The following is a 19,369-nucleotide window of genomic DNA, read 5'->3' on the forward strand; positions in this document are numbered from 1 at the left end:
TGTGAGACGCAAAGCATTGCGTCTCTACGGATATGTTTCCGGAGACACAAGGTATTGTGTCTCTACGGATGCTTTCGTAATAATTTGCTTACGTGTTTATCTAATCGCTAATTTTTTTATTTTTACACTTCAAACTAAAAATTAGCTGATGAAATTGAACATTACTGCCGGTTTAACGCTGGCTTTTTTTGCTGGTATGGCCACCGCTAAGGCTCAAACTACGCCGGCACCTGCTACCCAACAACTTCATACCGGCCGTGCCGTTGAAGTTGCGGATCCCGGTGCTCCCGAAACAAAATACGATTACCACGAAACCTTCAAGCCGTTTTTTTATACTAAAAATGGTAATGATTTACGTGCAGCCGATGGGCAACCCGGCCCTAAATACTGGCAAAATCGTGCCGACTACCAGTTAAATGCTACCCTGCACGAGGATAATAATGAAATTGTAGGTACAGAAATTTTAACTTATACCAATAACAGTCCGCAAAAACTGGGCTTTATATGGATGCAGTTAGACCAGAATTTGTTCAAACTGGATTCGAGGGGTAACAAACAGGTTCCCTTAGATGCAACCGGTACGCTAAGAAGCCGTAACTGGGGCCAGGGCCAGGTGTTTGATGCCGGCTATAAGATCAAATCGGTAAAAATACTGAGCGAGGTTAAAGGCAGCAAAAATGTTACCGAGGCCGACGCTAAATTCATGATCAATGATACCCGCATGCAGGTGTTTTTGCCAACGCAAATTGCTGCAGGTGGCGGACAGCTGAAATTAAAGATAGAATACTCTTTTGTATCGCCTATTTACGGGTCTGACCGTATGGGGATAATTTTGCAGGGCACAAACAAAGGTGAGTCTAAAAACGGAAAGATCTTCCAGGTGGCGCAATGGTATCCGCGCATGTGCGTATATGACGACTTGCAGGGCTGGAACACCTTGCCTTACACGGGCGAAAGCGAGTTTTATTTAGAGTACGGCGATTTTGATATCAATATCACCGCGCCTGCCAAAGATATTGTAGTATGCTCCGGCGAGTTGCTGAACGCCAAAGACGTTTATACCCCCGAGCAGCAAAAAAGATGGGCAGCGGCAGCTGCCAGTGATAAAACAGTGATGATCCGCACAGCGGACGAGGTTACCAACCCGGCTTCACGTCCGGCAGGAAAATCTGAACTTACCTGGCACTTCAAGATCAGCAACGCGCGCGACGCATCATGGGGGGCTTCATCATCATTTATTGTGGATGCCGCCAGGATCAACCTGCCAAGCGGAAAAAAATCGTTAGCCATATCTGCCTACCCAATTGAAAGTGCACAAGGCACAGCACAATGGTGCCGCGGTACCGAGTATATCAAAGCATCGATAGAATATAATTCAAAAAAATGGTTTGAGTTCCCTTACCCTAATGCTACTGGCGTTGCCGGTAAAGCAGGCGGTATGGAATACCCGGGCCTGGTATTTTGCAGCTTAGAAGGCGGCTGGGGCGTAACTGACCACGAGTTTGGACATACCTGGTTCCCGATGATCGTAGGGTCTAACGAGCGTTTATACGGCTGGATGGACGAAGGTTTTAACACTTTCATCAATACCTTATCTACCAAAAACTCATTAAACGGCGAGTTTTACAAACAGCCTAATCCTGTGGTTTTGCAAGCTATGTGGAAAGCCTTTACCAGGCCTGGGTTAGAACCTATCTTAAGCAATCCGGATAACCTTAAAGAACCTAATACGGGTACACTGCTGTATAGTAAACCAAGCGCAGGCCTTGTCATGTTGCGCGAGCAGATTTTAGGCCCTGAGCGTTTTGATTTCGCGTTTAAAACTTACATTAACCGCTGGGCATTTAAACACCCTGCGCCTGATGACTTTTTCCGCACGATAGAAAACGCCGCCGGCGAGAGCCTGCAATGGTTTTGGCGTGGCTGGTTTGAAAACAACTGGCGCCTGGATGTTGCCGTGCGTGGTGTTAAATATATTGATAACGACCCTGCAAAAGGCGCTATCATTACTATTGATAACCTGGAGAAAATGGCTATGCCTGTGGTACTTGAGATCAAAACCGTTAGCGGTAAAACAGAACGTGTAAACTTTGCCGGCGAGATCTGGGAGCGCAACACAAGCTGGTCTTTCAGGTACCCGTCTACCGAAGAAATTCAGTCGGTTACTTACAACCCCGACTCGACGTTGCCTGATTATAACCTATCAAATAACGTTTGGACAAAACAATAACAAATCAACCCGGCTTTTAAGCCGGGTTTTTTGTTTGTAATGTATTTGTTAAATAAAGTTGAATTATTACTATTGGTACTATAATTGACTTAACTTAACACAATAATCTATAAACCTATGAAACGCTATTTAATCTTCCTCGCAACTCTGTTTATTACCTATACTGCCAACGCGCAGGATGCATTAAAAGGCACTGTAGTTGAGTTGGGAAGCAACTCAAAAATAAGCACTGTTTTTATACATGATATCAACAGTAAAAAAGTAAGCCTGGCAGATGAAAAAGGCAGGTTTGAAATTAATACGGCAACGGGACATACGATAGTTTTTGATTCGCCGGGTTATGTGTCTGATACTTTGTTTGTGGCCGACATGAGGCCTGTAAAGGTCGAGCTTAAACCTATGGGTACAGTATTGAACGAGGTAAATATTACCTCAACAAGGGTAGCCACATTTGATCCGCGTGCCGAGTACCCAGAGGTGTATGAGAAAAGTAAGGTTTACGTATTTTCACCAAGCACCTGGTTCTCGGGCGAAGCCAAAAGGGCAAGGCGCTTAAAGAAATATTTTGACAGTGAAGAGCGCGAGCGTTATGTAGATAAATATTATACAGCAACCTATGTAGGTTCGCTGGTGCCGCTAAAAGGAGAAGAATTGAGAACATTTATGGCGATGTACCGCCCAAGCTATGCCTACGTAAAAAGCAATACAGGCCCATCGCTTGCGGTTTATGTTAACGACTCTTACAAGAAATACAAAGCATTACCGGCAGACAAAAGAGTATTGCCGACGTTGAATAATGGGCAATAACGCCAACACAAAGTTGTCATTTCGAAACGAAGTGAGGACTATTCTCTTGAGCGATAGCGAAAAAATCTTAAACACCATGCTACTGATCGCATGTATAAGATTTCTCACTCGTTCCTCGTATCGAAATGACAATGGTTTAATAGGGATCACACCAAATACTCAAACAAGGTCTGTTCTTTATTCAGTTCGATAACCTCGAAGCGGTGCTCTTCAAAGCGTTTTAAAAGGCCGGTATAATCTTCTTTATTGCTTAGCTCGATCCCTACCAGTGCGGGGCCTTGTTCCTTTTCTGTCTTTTTGATAAACTCGAAACGGGTAATGTCATCATGCGGGCCTAATACATTGTTCACAAATAATTTGAGCGCGCCGGGCCGTTGGGGGAAACGTACTATAAAGTAATGCTTCAATCCCTCGTACAACAAAGACTTTTCCTTGATCTCCTGCATGCGGGCAATATCGTTGTTTCCGCCGCTGATCACGCAGACCACTTTTTTGCCTTTAATCTGGTCGATGCATTGGTCTAACACTGCTACCGATAAAGCGCCCGCGGGTTCAACCACTATCGCTTCTTCGTTGTATAGTTTTAATATGGTGGTACATACTTTTCCCTCGGCAACTAATTTCACATCGTCAAGTGTATTTACACACAGGTCGTAGGTTAAATTACCTACACGTTTTACCGATGCACCGTCGACAAACCTGTCTATTTGTTGCAGCGTAACCGGGCCGCCGTGTTTAAACGCCTCAAGCATAGAAGGTGCGCCTTCGGGTTCAACACCTATTAAGGTGATGCCAGGCTTTTTTTCTTTCAGGTAGGTTCCTGCACCGGCTGCTAAGCCCCCGCCGCCGATAGGCATAACCACCACTTCTGTGCCGGGCAGGTCTTCTAATATTTCTACACCTACCGTTCCCTGGCCCTCAATAATGCTGTAATTATCAAAAGGGGGGATAAAGGTCATCTGGTGTTCTTTGGTATAAGCCAGAGCTTCCGCCAGGCAATCATCAAAAGTATCGCCTACCAAAACCAGTTTAACGCTGCCGTTGCCAAACATTTCTGTTTGCTGTACCTTTTGTTTCGGAGTGATCTCGGGCATAAAAATTACTCCTTTGGTGCCCAGCTTATCGCATGAAAAAGCTACACCTTGCGCATGATTACCCGCGCTGGCGCAAACAACCCCTCGGCTTAATTCTTCGGCAGACAGCTGGCTGATCATGTTATAAGCGCCGCGCAGTTTGTAGGAGCGTACCACCTGCAGGTCCTCACGTTTCAGGTAGATCTCGCAATCGTATTTTTCTGATAAGCGGGGATTATAAATAAGCGGGGTATGTTTTACAACATCGGCCAGGCGCTGTGCCGCGGCTTCAGAATTTAGTTGAGCAGTACCTGACATAATACAGTATATTTTTGAGGTTGCAAAGTTAACCTTTAATGTCATTTCGATACGAGGAACGAGTGAGAAATCTTAAACGCCTGGCGACAGATCGCTCGTACAAGATTCTTCGCTATCGCTCAGAATGACGATGGGTGTTAAATGACAAAGCCCTATTATAAACAGGGCTTTGAATATTGTTAATTATTCCCCCTTCAGGGGGTTAGGGGGTTACACGTTCGCTGCCAGCCAGTCACCAACTTCGCTAGTTTTGTAGGCTTTGTTTTTGCCGGCCAAGTCTTCGGTAACAACACCTTCGGCCAGTGACTTGTTAACCACATCACGAATAGCGGCTGCTTCTTCTTTCAAACCGAAAGCGTCTTCAAACATCATAGCGGCTGAAAGCACGGTAGCTAACGGATTAGCAATGTCTTTACCTGCTGCCTGCGGATAAGAACCGTGAATAGGCTCAAATAACGACGTATGAACCCCGATTGATGATGATGGCATTAATCCCATCGAACCGGAGATAACTGATGCCTCATCGGTCAGGATATCGCCAAATAAGTTTTCAGTGATCAATACGTCATAGCTGCTTGGCCATTGTACAAGGCGCATAGCCACGGCGTCAACAAACTCATAGCTAACCGTAACTTCAGGATAATCTTTTTCCATAGCCTGTACAGTTTGTCTCCAAAGGCGTGAGGTTTCCAGTACGTTGGCTTTATCAACACAGCAAAGCTTTTTGCCGCGTTGCATGGCCATTTCAAAACCCAATTTAGCCAGGCGTACAACTTCTTCTTTAGTATAGGTACAGGTATCAAATGCGGTATCGCCATCATCTTTACGGCCACGTTCGCCAAAATAAATGCCACCGGTCAGCTCACGTAAAATGATCAGGTCAGTACCTTCAATGCGCTCGCGTTTAAGCGGCGAATTATCAATTAGCGACGGGAATGTAAAAGTAGGGCGCACGTTGGCATACAGGCCCAATGCTTTACGCATTTTAAGTAAACCCTGCTCAGGGCGCACTTTAGCGGTAGGGTCGTTATCAAAACGCGGGTGGCCAATAGCGCCAAACAATACCGCGTCGGCGGCCATACAAACCGCGTGGGTCGAATCAGGGTAAGGCTCGCCAACGGCGTCAATAGCAGCAGCGCCGGTAAGGGCCGATGTCCATTCAATTTCGTGGTTAAATTTCTTTGCGATAGCGTTTGATACTTTCACAGCCTGGTCAATAACTTCCGGACCGATGCCGTCTCCTGCCAAAAGGGCGATATTTAGTTTCATTATGATTTTTTTGATTTCACCGATTAAGGTGTGATTTCACTTATTTATTTTGCTTTAGTCTTGTTTCTTGTCTCTTGATTCTTGCCTCTTAAATTATATTCAGCATTTTCTGTGTGGCTTTAATGGCGCACACGGTTTGATCTGAATCTAAGCCGCGGGTTATAAATTTCTTTTCAGGGGTTTCCCAGGTGATGATGGTTTCGCACAATGCGTCGGTGCTACTGCCCGGCGCTATACGTACCACGTAGTCTATCAGCGTTGGTAATTTCCTTTTTTTCTTTTGATAAGCTTTTGCCAGTGCTTTCATGAACGCATCAAACTGGCCATCGCCCTGCGCGTTCTCTTCAAACTTTTCGCCCTCAATATTTATCGAAAGCGTAGCCGAAGGGCGCAGGCCCATAGCATTGGTTAATACGTACGACTCAACTACCACCTTCTGATCGTAATAGTTGCTGTCCAATACGTCAGATATGATATAGGGCAGGTCTTCCTTGGTTACCGTTTCTTTTTTGTCGCCCAGTTCAATTACGCGTTGGGTAACTTTTTTCAGGTCGGCATCGTTCAGTTTCAGGCCCAGTTCCTGAAGGTTCTTTTCAATATTGGCTTTGCCTGATGTTTTGCCTAAGGCATATTCCCGCTTACGGCCAAAACGTTCAGGTAGCAGGTCGTTAAAATAAAGGTTGTTCTTATTGTCACCATCGGCATGGATGCCGGCAGTTTGGGTAAATACGTTCTCGCCTACAATAGGTTTATTGGTCGGGATCCGCACGCCCGAGAATGTCTCCACCAGCTTGCTCACTTTGTAAATAGATGATTCTTCTATCTGTGTCTTAACATCAGGTGCAAAATCATTCAGTACGGCAATAGCGCTTGCCAATGGGGCATTACCTGCACGTTCGCCCATACCGTTAATGGTCAAATGTAAACCATTTACGCCGGCTTTTACAGCTTCCAAAACGTTAGCAGTACCCAGGTCGTAATCATTATGCGCATGAAAATCGATGTGCATTGTCGGGTACTTTTCGCGCACTTTGCTTATAAAAAGGAAAGTCTCTAAAGGTGTCAAAACGCCCAGCGTATCCGGCAGCAGTAACCTCTTTACCGGCTGCGTGGTCAGAAAATCGAGATACTGCCACACGTATTCGGGCGAGTTACGCATGCCGTTGCTCCAATCCTCTAAATACACATTGGTAGCTATGCCGTTTTTGGCGGCAAGGTCAATCACCTTTTTTATCTCGGCAAAATGCTGTTCGGGTGTTTTTTTAAGCTGATGGGTAAGGTGGTTTAATGATCCTTTGGTCAGCAGGTTTTGCACCTTAACGCCGGCATTGATCATCCAGTCGATAGATACCCCGTTATCAACAAACGATAGTACCTCAATACGGTCGGTATAATTATGGCTTGCCGCCCAATCCATAATAGCCTTTACCGACTGGAACTCGCCTTCAGATACCCGTGCAGAGGCAATCTCCACGCGGTCTACCTTTAACTCTTCAAGCAATAGTTGGGTAATGGTTAATTTTTCTGATATGGAAAATGATACCCCCGATGTTTGTTCTCCATCGCGGAGTGTGGTATCCATTATCTCTATTTTCCTGCGGTCCATTTGGTTGGTGGTCTAATAAAAATGCGGCGGGCTGTGCGATTCCCCTCTCGAGAGGGGTGGAGGGGTGTGTCCTGTCGCTTTGCATAACACACCCCTGCAGCCGCACTGTCCGTCGCGCCCCCTCTCAAGAGGGGAGCTTTTTATGGAATTTATAAAGGAAGCTGCTTAGCAAATTCCTCAATTTCGCCTTTTATGCTTTGCAGATAGTCGATATCGTCAAAGCCGTTAAGCAAGTTGTTCTTTTTATAGCCGTTAATATCAAAGCTTTCCTTTTCGCCTGTTGATAACAGGGTAATGGTTTGCGCTTCTAAATTAACCTCTAATTCTGTTTTCGGATCAGCATAAATAGCCGCGAAGATCTTTTCTAAAAATTCAGGGCTGATCTGTACCGGCAGCACACCAACATTTAAGCAGTTACCACGGAAGATATCAGCAAAAAAGCTGGATACCACGCAACGGAAACCGTAATCATAAACAGACCAGGCAGCGTGTTCGCGCGATGAGCCTGAGCCAAAGTTTTTACCACCCACCAGGATCTTGCCGCTATAGGTAGGATCGTTCAGCACAAAGTCGCTTTTTGGGGTGTTGTCCGCATTGTATCTCCAATCGCGGAATAAGTTATCACCGAAACCAACGCGCTCTGTCGCTTTCAAAAAGCGGGCAGGGATGATCTGGTCGGTATCCACATTCTCAATAGGCAGTGGTACCGCGGTGCTTGTAAGTATGTTAAATTTATCGTAAGCCATATTTTTATTGGTCCATAGTCCATGGTCCATAGTCGATAGTACAAATAGCATTTTGGCTATGGACTATCGACTATGGACTATCGACTGTTAAACAAGTTCTTCAATTAAAGTACGCGGATCTGTTACTACGCCGGTAACTGCTGCTGCTGCTGCAACCAGCGGGCTGGCCAGCATAGTACGTGCGCCCGGGCCTTGCCTGCCTTCAAAGTTACGGTTTGACGTACTCACCGCGTATTTGCCGGCAGGTACTTTATCGTCATTCATGGCTAAACAGGCAGAGCAACCCGGCTGACGAAGCTCGAAACCGGCTTCGTTCAAAATATCCAGCAGGCCTTCTTCTTTAATTTGCGCCTCAACAATGTGCGATCCGGGTACTAACCAGGCCGTAACATTGTCTGCTTTATGCTTGCCTTTTACCAGCGATGTAAATGCCCTGAAATCTTCAATACGGCCATTGGTACAGCTGCCCACAAAAACAAAGTCAACAGGTTTACCTATCATGGCGTCACCTTCATGGAAACCCATATAGCCTAATGATTTCTCGTAAGTCGCTACACCGCCTTCAACCTGCTCGGCATCAGGGATGTTATGCGATATACCCATACCCATACCCGGGTTGGTACCGTAAGTGATCATCGGTTCGATAGTTGAACCATCAAAAGTCAATTCTTTATCAAATACCGCACCTTCGTCGGTCTTTAAGGTTTTGTAGTAAGCTAACGCTTTGTCCCATGCTTCGCCTTTAGGGCTAAACTCGCGGCCTTTTACATAGTTAATGGTAGTTTCGTCCGGAGCGATCATACCGCCGCGTGCACCCATCTCAATACTCAGGTTACAAACGGTCATACGGCCTTCCATGGTCATGTTCTCAAAAACATCACCGGCATACTCTACAAAATAGCCTGTAGCGCCTGATGTGGTCAGTTGTGAGATAATGAACAGGGCAACATCTTTTGGTGTAACCGCTTTGCCTAATTTGCCATTAATGTTAATGCGCATTTTTTTAGGCTTAGGCTGCATGATACATTGGGTAGCCAAAACCATTTCAACCTCTGACGTACCGATACCAAAGGCGATAGCGCCAAAAGCACCATGCGTTGATGTATGCGAGTCGCCGCAAACGATGGTTGCACCCGGCTGGGTAATACCATACTCAGGGCCTACTACGTGAACGATACCGTTTTTTTGATGGCCCAATCCCCAGTGGCTGATGCCGTATTCTTTTGAGTTTTCTTCCAGCATGTGTAACTGGTTGGCCGATAAAGGATCGGCAACCGGCTGGTCCTGGTGAATGGTTGGTGTGTTATGGTCGGCAGTAGCGAATGTGCGGTTAGGGTATAATACCCTTGTACCACGGCTCTTTAAGCCTAAAAAGGCTACCGGGCTGGTAACTTCGTGAATAAGGTGGCGATCAATAAAAAGCACATCCGGCCCGTCTTCGATCTTGCGTACCACGTGCGCGTCCCAAACCTTATCAAATAATGTCTTGCTCATTGTTATTTTGTTTTATTACAATCGGTTATACAAAGATAGTTTATGCTATTTTATTAGCGGCCACCAATGTTAACAGATCTTCATCATTTATATCTAATTTACTATCAGCCAAAGTAAGGAAACGGTGATATGCATCGGCCAGTTCCTCTTTGCTAAGGTTATAACCTAAGCGCTCCAGGTGGAACTTTAAAGCATGCCTGCCGCTGCGGGCGGTCAATACAATACTCGCGCTTGGGAAACCAACATCCTCGGGCCTGATAATTTCGTAGTTTTCACGGTTTTTCAGGAAACCATCCTGGTGGATGCCTGAACTGTGTGCAAAAGCGTTGCTGCCAACAATAGCCTTATTAGGCTGTACCGGCATACGCATTTGCGAGCTTACCATACGGCTCAGCTCATAAAAATTCTTAGCATTGATATTGGTATATAGGCCCAATACCTGGTGAGTTTTTAAGATCATCACCACTTCTTCAATTGAAGTATTACCCGCACGCTCACCAATGCCATTAATGGTACCCTCTATCTGGCGGGCACCGTTTTGCAGGCCTGCAACTGAGTTTGCCGTAGCTAAACCCAGGTCATTATGGCAATGCACAGATATAATGGCCTTATCTATATTCTTAACGTTCTCTTTAAGGAATTTAATTTTTGCTCCGTATTGGTCCGGCAGGCAATAGCCGTTAGTGTCAGGGATGTTTACCACTGTCGCGCCTGCGGCGATAACAGCTTCAACCATTTGTGCCAGGTAATGAACGTCGGCACGGCCGGCATCCTCTGCATAAAACTCAATATCTTCAACAGATTTCTTGGCGTATTTTACGGCTTCAACAGCGCGCTCCAATATCTCTTCGCGGGTACTGTTAAATTTATGTTTGATATGCATATCAGACGAGCCAATACCTGTATGTATGCGCGGGTGCTTTGCATATTTAAGCGATTCGACAGCGGCATCTATATCGCCTTTGTTGGCACGGGTTAGCGCGCAAACGGTGGGGTTCTTTACAGCCTTTGATATCTCTACCACGCTCTGGAAATCGCCGGGGCTTGATATCGGGAAGCCTGCTTCAATAATGTCAACGCCTAATGCTTCCAGTTCATGCGCAATCTCAATCTTTTCTGGGGTGGTTAACTGGCAGCCCGGTACCTGCTCGCCATCGCGTAGCGTGGTATCAAAAACATAGACTCGGTTTGGATCGTGTAACATATCTTTTATTGTTTGTTGTTGTTTCATTAATAGCGATGGGTATAAACCCATCGCTAAATTTATTTGCCCTGGTACTCCCCCTTTAGGGTCCGAAGGACTCCTATGGAGGGCAGGGGGGCTTATGCTTCTACAGCCTGGTTTTCCGGACGTAAGCTACGTACGGTTTTACCTGCCTGCCATAATTCGCTTTCGCGTAATTCTGCCAATTCAGCATCCAGTTTCTCGCGGTAATCTGGTTTGCTGTTTGAGTCGATTGAACGTTGTGACTCTTTGCCGGTAGCAACGCTGTTATACAATTCTTCAAACACCGGTTTAGTAGCGTCGCGGAAAGGTTTCCACCAGTCTAAAGCGCCGCGTTGTGCAGTGGTCGAGCAGTTTGCATACATCCAATCCATACCATTTTCTGCAACTAAAGGCATTAATGATTGGGTTAACTCTTCAACAGTTTCGTTAAATGATTCAGATGGAGAGTGGCCGTTGCTGCGTAATACTTCGTACTGAGCAGCGAAGATTCCCTGAATACAACCCATTAAAGTACCACGCTCGCCGGTTAGATCGCTATAAACTTCTTTTTTGAAGTTTGTTTCGAACAGGTAACCGCTGCCTACAGCAATACCTAAAGCAATAACACGCTCAAAAGCTTTGCCTGTAGCATCCTGGTGGATAGCGTAGCTTGAGTTCAAGCCACGGCCTTGCAGGAACATACGGCGTAATGAAGTACCTGATCCTTTTGGAGCAACCAAAAATACGTCAACATCAGCAGGAGGGATAATACCTGTTTGCTCGTTGAAAGTGATACCAAACCCGTGAGAAAAGTATAATGCTTTACCCGGAGTAAGGTGTTTTTTAACAGTTGGCCATAAAGCAATCTGTGCAGCATCGCTTAATAAATAACAAATTACGGTTCCTCTTTCTAAAGCCTCTTCAATTTCAAAAAGGGTTTCGCCCGGTACAAAACCATCGCTGATAGCTTTATCCCATGTTTTTGAATTTTTACGCTGACCAACAATTACGTTGATACCGTTGTCTTTTTGGTTAAGTGCCTGACCCGGGCCTTGTACGCCATAACCAATTACAGCTACAGTTTCGTTTTTCAGGATCTCTTGTGCTTTCGATAGAGGGAACTCCTCGCGGGTTACTACATTTTCTTCAGTACCGCCGAAATTTAATTTTGCCATTTTTTTGTTGTTTTATTGTTTGATTTAACCGATTCGCATCGATTGTTTATGTTGTTACTTGTTTATTTGATTACACCGATGTGTTTTCGATTACACCGATTCTTATTCTATTTTGTTCTCGGCTACATGGTAAATACCTTGCTGCCTTTGTTCAAATATTCGTTCTCAATTACTTCTTCGCCCGGTTCTAATCTTTCAAATTCGCGCAGTTTTGAGTTAAAGCCTTCGCTGTCTTTAATAATAGCTACCCTGGCGCTGCGTACAAACTCTATCAGTCCGTAAGGCTGTAGAATGCTGATCAGGTTGTCGGTCTCTTCCCGATGGCCGGTAGTTTCAAACACGGTATAATCCTTACGGATCACCACCGCGCGTGCACCGTTTTCGCGTAATAAACGCTCAACGCTAACTTTCTCTGCAATAATATCTGTTGATACTTTGTACAGGGCAAGTTCCTGCCAGATCACATCCTCATTAGTATGGTAATACACTTTTAAAACCTCCACCTGTTTCTCGATCTGGCGGGTAAGTTTGCGTACCACTTCTTCTGATTCGGTGATAACGATATTAAAACGATGGATACTCTCAATTTCTGATGGAGAAGTATTCAAACTGTCTATATTTATTTTACGGCGCGTAAATATGATCGCTATCCTGTTCAATAAACCAACCTGGTTCTCTGTATAGATAGTGATGTTATATTCCTGCTTGCCTAATTCTTCGTTGCTCATTGTCTTATTAATTAGTCATTGGTCATTTAGCTTCGCTGTCATTGGTCATTAACCTTTTAGCTTTCAGCTTTTACCTTTTTACTTATTTAAGCCTTATTTCACTAACACTGCAGCCTTGCGGTACCATCGGGAATACATTGTTCTCTTTGGTTACCATCACCTCTAACAGGAACGAACCTTTGTTATCCAGCATTTCTTTTAAGGCACCCTGCAGGTCTGCACGCTCGTCAATGCGTTTGCCCGGTATGCGATAAGCTGCAGCTAATGCCACAAAATCAGGGCTTTGAATATCAACGAACGAATACCTGCGGTCATTAAACAGTTCCTGCCATTGACGAACCATACCCAGGAAACGGTTGTTCAGGATAATGATCTTTACATCAACACCGCTCTGCATGATAGTGCCTAACTCCTGGCAGGTCATCTGGAACCCGCCGTCGCCAATAATAGCTACTACGGTACGGTCTTGTGCCCCATATTTTGCGCCTATGGCAGCAGGTAATGCAAAGCCCATAGTACCTAAGCCACCGCTGGTTACATTGCTGCGCGTTTTGTTAAACTGAGCGTAACGGCAAGCCACCATCTGGTGCTGGCCAACGTCGGTTACAATAACAGCTTCGCCACCGGTAAGGTCATTTAATTGTTTAATTACCTCACCCATGGTCATTTCGCCTGTTTGAGGGTTAAGTTCTTTTTCAATAACGGCCTCAGTTTCCTGGCGGGTGTATTCTTTAAATTTAGCTAACCATTCGGTGTGTTGTTTTTCTTCAACCAAAGCAGTTAGTAAAGGCAATGTTTCTTTGCAATCGCCCCAAACAGGTACGGTTGTTTTAACATTCTTATCAATTTCGGCAGGGTCAATATCCAAGTGGATAACCTTTGCCTGTTTAGCATATTTATCCAGGCGGCCTGTTACACGGTCGTCAAAACGCATGCCTATGGCTATTAACACATCGCACTCGTTAGTTAATACGTTAGGGCCGTAATTACCATGCATACCCAGCATACCCACGTTTAACGGGTGGTCTGTAGGGATAGCGCCTGCACCTAATACGGTCCACGCTGCCGGGATACCGCTTTTTTCAACAAATGCCTTGAACTCCTGCTCGGCAGTACCTAATAATATCCCCTGGCCAAATAATATAAATGGTTTTTTAGCCTGGTTAATTAAAGCTGCCGCCTGCTCGATATACTGCGGGCGTACAATAGGTTTTGGGCGATAACTGCGGATATGCTCACATTTGGTATAGCCTTCGTAGTCAAATAACTGGATCTGAGCATTTTTGGTGATGTCAATTAAAACCGGACCCGGCCTGCCGCTTTTTGCAATGTAAAAAGCTTTGGCAATAACTTCGGGGATCTCGTTGGCATCAGTTACCTGGTAGTTCCATTTGGTAACCGGTGTTGTGATGTTGATCACGTCAGTTTCCTGGAAAGCATCGGTACCTAAAAGGTGAGCGAATACCTGCCCGGTTATACAAACCAAGGGTGTGCTGTCAATCTGCGCGTCGGCCAAACCGGTTACCAGGTTAGTAGCGCCTGGCCCGCTGGTAGCGAAAACCACACCCACTTTGCCCGATGTACGTGCATAGCCTTGGCCGGCATGTGTGCCGCCCTGCTCATGCCTAACCAAAATGTGGTTAAGCTTATCATTATAATCATACAAAGCATCATAAATAGGCATGATGGCACCACCCGGATAACCGAAAATGGTATCAACGCCTTCTGCAATTAATGCTTCTAATAAAGCTACCGATCCGGAAACCTTTGTGGTTGCCTTGGTAGCTGTTTCTGTTAGTATTTCTTGTTGTGCAACTTCCATACTCTTGTTTTTTATTTCGGATATCGTCCCGATAGCTATCGGGATTAGATTTCGGATTTATTTAATTTTATTAGTTCCCTCTTACTCCCCCTTTAGGGGGCAGGGGGGCTATAACTCGTCTGTTACGCAGCCTTCGGCTGCAGTTGAAACAGTTTTGGCATATTTATATAATAGCCCTTTAGTAGCTTTTAAAGCGGGTTGTTTCCATGCGGCTTTACGTGCTGCAAGTTCCTCATCAGATATTTTAAGGTTGATGCTGTTTGTGGTAGCATCAATTTCTATCGGATCATTATCCTGTATCAAGCCTATAGCGCCCCCGTCAAAAGCTTCGGGGGTGATGTGGCCTACCACAAACCCGTGGGTACCACCACTAAAACGGCCGTCGGTGATCAATGCTACCGATGCACCCAAACCTGCACCAAAAATGGCTGATGTTGGTTTAAGCATCTCAGGCATACCGGGCGCGCCTTTAGGGCCCACGTTGCGGATAACTACCACATCACCCGCTTTGACTCGGCCGCTTTGTATACCATCAATCAGTTCAAACTCACCATCAAACGTACGGGCAGGTCCTGAAAAACGCTCGCCCTCTTTACCGCTGATCTTAGCTACACTGCCACCTTCGGCAATGTTTCCGTAAAGGATCTGTAAGTGCCCGGTGGCCTTAACAGGTTTTTCAACCGGCCAGATAATATCTTGCTTGCTAAAATCCAGATCAGGTACGTCTGCCAGGTTTTCGGCTACGGTTTTACCGGTTACTGTCATACAATCGCCATGCAACCAGCCTTGTTTGTACAGGTATTTCATTACCGCTGGCACACCGCCGGCATTGTGCAGATCGGTCATCATATATTTACCGCTTGGCTTCATATCGGCCAGTACCGGTATGCGGTTGCTGATCTCCTGAAAATCGTCCTGGGTTAATTTTACATCAACGCTTTTTGCCATGGCTATCATGTGCAATACCGCGTTGGTGCTGCCGCCCAATACCATAATTACCACTATCGCATTTTCAAATGCTTTGCGGGTCATGATATCGCTTGGTTTAATATCTTTCTCTAATAAAATTTTTATTGCTTTACCTGCCGCTAAACATTCTGCTCTTTTCTCATCGCTTAAAGCAGGGTTCGATGATGAATAAGGCAAGCTCATGCCCATAGCCTCAATAGCAGCAGCCATGGTATTAGCTGTATAAACACCGCCACAGGCACCCGCGCTCGGGCAGGCATTTTTAATGATACCCTGAAAATCTTCAGGACTTATAGTGCCGGCAATTTTTTTACCCAAAGCTTCAAAAGCCGATACAATGTTCAGGTCTTCGCCTTTCCAGTGACCAGGGTGGATAGTACCGCCGTAAACCATGATAGACGGACGGTTTAAACGGCCCATAGCCATAATAGAGCCCGGCATGTTTTTGTCGCAACCCGGCAGGGTGATCAAACCATCATAATATTGTGCAGCGGTAACCGCTTCGATAGAATCTGCAATAACATCACGGCTGATTAATGAATAACGCATACCCGGGGTACCGTTGCCCATGCCATCGCTCACACCAATCGTATTAAATATCAGCCCGACCAGATCCTCGTTCCAAATACCTTCTTTAACGATCTTAGCCAGGTCATTAAGGTGCATGTTACAAGTATTGCCGTCATAGCCCATACTTGCCACGCCGACCTGTGCTTTTTGCATGTCGTCGTCGGTTAAGCCAACGCCGTAAAGCATGGCCTGTGCGGCAGGTTGAGTAGGATCCTGCGTAAAAGTTTTACTATATTTATTTAACTCTACGCCGGTTGTGCTGTTAGATGAACTCATTTTTTAGTAGTATTAGTTATTGCAGGAATTAGGTTTCCTAATGATTGCTTTTATGTTACTGTTAAGATAGGCATCCACAAAAAAACTGGCAATAGGTTAATGTGATTTTTTCAATTAAGTATTATATTCTTTTATTTTATATAATTATGATTTATAATTCGTTTTTTATATTAATTAATGAAATATAATTTTTAGCTAACTATACCAAAGTTCAAAACGGTATTCGGTATTGATTTTATGCATGCATAGTAAAGAGTGATTTTTCTGCCTGAAATTGGGGTAGGGCCGTAAAAAGTTGTTATTTATTGATGGTATATTTGGTGCTGATACTTGTTACTAAAAGATGAAGAAAACGCAATTTGAGATATTGCCGACGGCCTTGCTTGAAGACTATTGCGGACATGTAAGCCAAACCATGGCCGAAAAGTTTGATGCACTAAAGGATAGTGAGCTGTCTGTAGATGCTTTTAGCTTTTACACGTCAGTATCGGCAGTTTTTTCGTCAAAAATTGAAGGTGAAAAAATGGAGCTGGATTCTTTCATCAAACATAAACTGATGGGGGTAAAGTTTACACCGGATCATACACAAAAAATTGACGATTTGTACGAAGCCTACCAATTTGCAAAAAAGACGCCTTTAAATGAAGATTCTGTTAAGGAAGCGCATACGCTATTAACTGCCCATATTTTGCAAAAACAACAACGCGGCGCTTTACGCACCGGTAATATGTTTGTAACCACAAGTGACGGTAAGATTGAATATGTAGCCTGTGCGCCAGGCATCGTAAAGACAGAAATTAATAAACTGTATAATGATATAGCTGTTTTACTTAATACAGAGTTGCGTATTGAAGAAGCTTTCTTTTTTGCGGCGTTGATCCATTTAGCATTTGTGAAGATCCATCCGTTTAATGACGGTAACGGTCGTACAGCCCGCTTGCTTGAAAAATGGTTCTTAGCGCAAAAATTGGGCGACAAAGCCTGGTTCATTCAATCAGAGAAAAGCTATTATACCGACCATCAGACCTATTATAGTAATATAAGATTGTTAGGATTAGAATATGAGTTGTTGGATTATAATCGGGCTTTGCCGTTTTTGCTGATGTTGTCGGAAGCGTTGGAGTAGAGAATAAAATCCCCAACAAAAAAGCCCGGATAAATCCAGGCTTCCTTCATAAATTATCTTAAAGATTAGCGTTGTTCTATGCCTTCGGCAAGTACGGTTACTACATTGTTTGAAGCTTCAACAACACCACCTTTTATATAAAAAACTTCTTCTTTACCACTGCCGCGCACAACTACTTTACCATCCTGCAAGGTAGAAATGATGGGGGCGTGGTGGTTTAATATCTCAAAAAAGCCCAAAGTGCCCGGAAGAGTTACCGAGGTAGCTTCGCCTTCAAACACTTTTTTATCGGGGGTAAGAATTTCTAATGTCATGTTTTGTGAGAGTTAAGAGTCAAGAATCAAGATACAAGATTTTACTGTCCTGGTTCTTGATTCTTGTCTCTTGATTCTAATTAAGCATTTGCTTCTTCTAATAATTTTTTACCTTTTTCAATAGCATCTTCAATGCTGCCTACAAGGTTAAATGCTGCTTCAGGATATTGGTCAACTTCGCCATCCATGATCATGTTAAAGCCTTTGATGGTTTCTTTAATATCAACCAATACGCCTTTTAAGCCGGTAAACTGCTCGGCAACGTGGAATGGCTGAGATAAGAAACGTTGTACACGGCGTGCGCGTGATACTACCAATTTATCTTCTTCAGATAACTCGTCCATACCTAAGATGGCGATGATATCCTGTAACTCTTTGTAACGTTGTAAAGTTTCTTTAACGCGCTGAGCGGTGTTGTAATGCTCGTCGCCTAAGATAGCAGGGCTAAGGATACGTGAGGTCGAATCCAAAGGATCCACCGCAGGGTAAATACCAAGCTCGGCAATTTTACGTGACAATACGGTTGTAGCATCTAAGTGGGCAAAAGTTGTAGCCGGCGCAGGGTCGGTCAAGTCATCCGCAGGTACATAAACCGCCTGTACTGATGTGATTGAACCACGTTTTGTTGAAGTAATACGCTCCTGCATGGTACCCATCTCTGTTGCCAAAGTTGGCTGGTAACCCACCGCAGATGGCATACGGCCCAATAACGCTGATACTTCAGATCCGGCTTGTGTAAAGCGGAAGATGTTATCAACGAAGAATAAGATATCACGGCCTTTGCCTTCTGCATCACCATCACGGAAATATTCTGCAATAGTTAAACCTGAAAGCGCCACACGTGCACGTGCGCCAGGAGGCTCGTTCATTTGTCCAAAAACGAAGGTCGCTTTTGAGTCTTTTAAAGCCTCATTGTCGATCTTTGAAAGATCCCAGCCGCCTTCTTCCATTGAATGCATAAATGCATCGCCATATTTTATAATGCCTGATTCCAACATCTCTCGCAAAAGGTCATTACCTTCACGTGTACGCTCACCCACACCGGCAAATACTGATAAACCATCATACGCTTTCGCGATGTTGTTGATCAGCTCCTGGATCAATACGGTTTTACCTACACCGGCACCACCAAACAATCCAATTTTACCACCCTTTACATAAGGCTCTAATAAGTCAATTACTTTAATACCGGTAAATAATACCTCTGCTTCTGTTGCCAGGTCCTCAAAACGCGGAGGGGCAGCGTGTATTGGGCGACCTGCTGATTTATCTAAGTTTGCGATACCATCGATAGCATCACCAACCACGTTAAATACACGGCCTTTAATATTTTCGCCGACAGGCATTTTAATTGCCGATTCAAGGTCAAGAACGGGCATGCCGCGCAATAAACCATCTGTTGAATCCATCGCTACCGCACGTACGCGGTCCTCGCCTAAGTGCTGCTGCACCTCTAAAACAACCTTTTGGCCATTTTCTTTGGTGATCTCAAGCGCACTGTAAATTTTAGGAAGATGTGCATTCTCTGCAAAACTAACGTCGACTACCGGACCGATGATCCGTGATATTTTTCCAATGTTTGGCATATATAACCGGGTATTTTTTTAAATATATTGTTAAAATAGTTTAAAACCTTTTT

15 protein-coding genes are annotated in these 19,369 nt (G+C 44.7%); 3 read left to right on the plus strand and 12 right to left on the minus strand.

Annotation, left to right across the window (positions count from 1 at the left end; all coding sequences use genetic code 11):
- Positions 1–148 precede the first annotated feature (148 nt).
- Together FO440_RS10490 and FO440_RS10495 are read left to right on the plus strand one after the other, a co-directional pair.
- Entirely contained in the window at positions 149–2,230 is a 2,082-nt protein-coding gene (locus FO440_RS10490) for a M1 family metallopeptidase (protein ID WP_144248136.1), read from the plus strand.
- 117 nt (positions 2,231–2,347) lie between these two features.
- The gene (locus FO440_RS10495) at positions 2,348–3,037 is read left to right on the plus strand and encodes a carboxypeptidase-like regulatory domain-containing protein (protein ID WP_144248137.1); all 690 of its coding nucleotides are present in this window, start codon (positions 2,348–2,350) and stop codon (positions 3,035–3,037) included.
- A 146-nt stretch (positions 3,038–3,183) separates the two neighbouring features.
- Here the strand turns inward: FO440_RS10495 and ilvA are convergent, their stop codons facing one another.
- The 10 genes from ilvA to ilvD all read right to left on the minus strand — a co-directional run bounded on the left by ilvA (position 3,184) and on the right by ilvD (position 16,290).
- Entirely contained in the window at positions 3,184–4,428 is a 1,245-nt protein-coding gene (gene ilvA, locus FO440_RS10500; protein WP_144248138.1) for a threonine ammonia-lyase IlvA, read from the minus strand.
- A 210-nt stretch (positions 4,429–4,638) separates the two neighbouring features.
- Positions 4,639–5,697: a 3-isopropylmalate dehydrogenase gene (gene leuB / locus FO440_RS10505; protein ID WP_144248139.1), complete on the minus strand. Its 1,059-nt coding sequence runs from the start codon at positions 5,695–5,697 to the stop codon at positions 4,639–4,641.
- 88 nt (positions 5,698–5,785) lie between these two features.
- Positions 5,786–7,303 (minus strand): alpha-isopropylmalate synthase regulatory domain-containing protein, encoded by a 1,518-nt coding sequence (locus tag FO440_RS10510; protein WP_144248140.1) that lies wholly within the window; start codon positions 7,301–7,303, stop codon positions 5,786–5,788.
- 149 nt (positions 7,304–7,452) lie between these two features.
- Complete coding sequence (gene leuD, locus FO440_RS10515; protein WP_144248253.1) at positions 7,453–8,049, minus strand: 3-isopropylmalate dehydratase small subunit; 597 nt, start codon at positions 8,047–8,049, stop codon at positions 7,453–7,455.
- Between the two features lie 87 nt (positions 8,050–8,136).
- A complete protein-coding gene (leuC, locus tag FO440_RS10520; protein ID WP_144248141.1) occupies positions 8,137–9,543 on the minus strand; it encodes a 3-isopropylmalate dehydratase large subunit in 1,407 nt (468 codons plus the stop codon).
- Between the two features lie 40 nt (positions 9,544–9,583).
- Positions 9,584–10,747 (minus strand): 2-isopropylmalate synthase, encoded by a 1,164-nt coding sequence (locus FO440_RS10525; RefSeq protein WP_144248142.1) that lies wholly within the window; start codon positions 10,745–10,747, stop codon positions 9,584–9,586.
- Positions 10,748–10,866: 119 nt separating this feature from the next.
- Positions 10,867–11,925, minus strand: a complete 1,059-nt coding sequence (gene ilvC, locus FO440_RS10530; RefSeq protein WP_144248143.1) for a ketol-acid reductoisomerase — start codon at positions 11,923–11,925, stop codon at positions 10,867–10,869.
- A gap of 122 nt (positions 11,926–12,047) precedes the next feature.
- Positions 12,048–12,653 carry an acetolactate synthase small subunit gene (gene ilvN / locus FO440_RS10535; RefSeq protein ID WP_144248144.1) on the minus strand — a complete coding sequence of 202 codons (606 nt, stop codon included), beginning with the start codon at positions 12,651–12,653 and terminating at the stop codon, positions 12,048–12,050.
- An 82-nt stretch (positions 12,654–12,735) separates the two neighbouring features.
- Positions 12,736–14,475 carry a biosynthetic-type acetolactate synthase large subunit gene (gene ilvB, locus FO440_RS10540; protein WP_186292633.1) on the minus strand — a complete coding sequence of 580 codons (1,740 nt, stop codon included), beginning with the start codon at positions 14,473–14,475 and terminating at the stop codon, positions 12,736–12,738.
- A gap of 108 nt (positions 14,476–14,583) precedes the next feature.
- Positions 14,584–16,290, minus strand: coding sequence for a dihydroxy-acid dehydratase (gene ilvD, locus FO440_RS10545; RefSeq protein ID WP_144248146.1), 1,707 nt, complete (start codon positions 16,288–16,290; stop codon positions 14,584–14,586).
- 343 nt (positions 16,291–16,633) lie between these two features.
- Here ilvD and FO440_RS10550 point away from each other — a divergent pair, with 343 nt between their 5' ends.
- A complete protein-coding gene (locus FO440_RS10550; RefSeq protein WP_144248147.1) occupies positions 16,634–17,416 on the plus strand; it encodes a Fic family protein in 783 nt (260 codons plus the stop codon).
- A 65-nt stretch (positions 17,417–17,481) separates the two neighbouring features.
- Here the strand turns inward: FO440_RS10550 and atpC are convergent, their stop codons facing one another.
- A complete protein-coding gene (atpC, locus tag FO440_RS10555; protein ID WP_144248148.1) occupies positions 17,482–17,730 on the minus strand; it encodes an ATP synthase F1 subunit epsilon in 249 nt (82 codons plus the stop codon).
- Between the two features lie 80 nt (positions 17,731–17,810).
- On the minus strand, positions 17,811–19,316 hold the full coding sequence (atpD, locus tag FO440_RS10560) for a F0F1 ATP synthase subunit beta (RefSeq protein WP_144248149.1): 1,506 nt from the start codon (positions 19,314–19,316) through the stop codon (positions 17,811–17,813).
- Between the last annotated feature and the right edge of the window lie 53 nt (positions 19,317–19,369).

This window comes from Mucilaginibacter corticis (genome assembly GCF_007558865.1).
Classification (GTDB): domain Bacteria; phylum Bacteroidota; class Bacteroidia; order Sphingobacteriales; family Sphingobacteriaceae; genus Mucilaginibacter; species Mucilaginibacter corticis.

Coding starts and splice junctions, on each gene's coding strand:
- FO440_RS10490 (WP_144248136.1), top strand. CDS start 149: ATGAAATTGAACATTACTGCCGGTTTAACGCTGGCTTTTTTTGCTGGT.
- FO440_RS10550 (WP_144248147.1), top strand. CDS start 16,634: ATGAAGAAAACGCAATTTGAGATATTGCCGACGGCCTTGCTTGAAGAC.
- leuB (WP_144248139.1), bottom strand. CDS start 5,697: ATGAAACTAAATATCGCCCTTTTGGCAGGAGACGGCATCGGTCCGGAA.
- ilvA (WP_144248138.1), bottom strand. CDS start 4,428: ATGTCAGGTACTGCTCAACTAAATTCTGAAGCCGCGGCACAGCGCCTG.
- ilvC (WP_144248143.1), bottom strand. CDS start 11,925: ATGGCAAAATTAAATTTCGGCGGTACTGAAGAAAATGTAGTAACCCGC.
- FO440_RS10510 (WP_144248140.1), bottom strand. CDS start 7,303: ATGGACCGCAGGAAAATAGAGATAATGGATACCACACTCCGCGATGGA.
- atpC (WP_144248148.1), bottom strand. CDS start 17,730: ATGACATTAGAAATTCTTACCCCCGATAAAAAAGTGTTTGAAGGCGAA.
- FO440_RS10495 (WP_144248137.1), top strand. CDS start 2,348: ATGAAACGCTATTTAATCTTCCTCGCAACTCTGTTTATTACCTATACT.
- atpD (WP_144248149.1), bottom strand. CDS start 19,316: ATGCCAAACATTGGAAAAATATCACGGATCATCGGTCCGGTAGTCGAC.
- leuC (WP_144248141.1), bottom strand. CDS start 9,543: ATGAGCAAGACATTATTTGATAAGGTTTGGGACGCGCACGTGGTACGC.
- leuD (WP_144248253.1), bottom strand. CDS start 8,049: ATGGCTTACGATAAATTTAACATACTTACAAGCACCGCGGTACCACTG.
- ilvB (WP_186292633.1), bottom strand. CDS start 14,475: ATGGAAGTTGCACAACAAGAAATACTAACAGAAACAGCTACCAAGGCA.
- ilvN (WP_144248144.1), bottom strand. CDS start 12,653: ATGAGCAACGAAGAATTAGGCAAGCAGGAATATAACATCACTATCTAT.
- ilvD (WP_144248146.1), bottom strand. CDS start 16,290: ATGAGTTCATCTAACAGCACAACCGGCGTAGAGTTAAATAAATATAGT.
- FO440_RS10525 (WP_144248142.1), bottom strand. CDS start 10,747: ATGTTACACGATCCAAACCGAGTCTATGTTTTTGATACCACGCTACGC.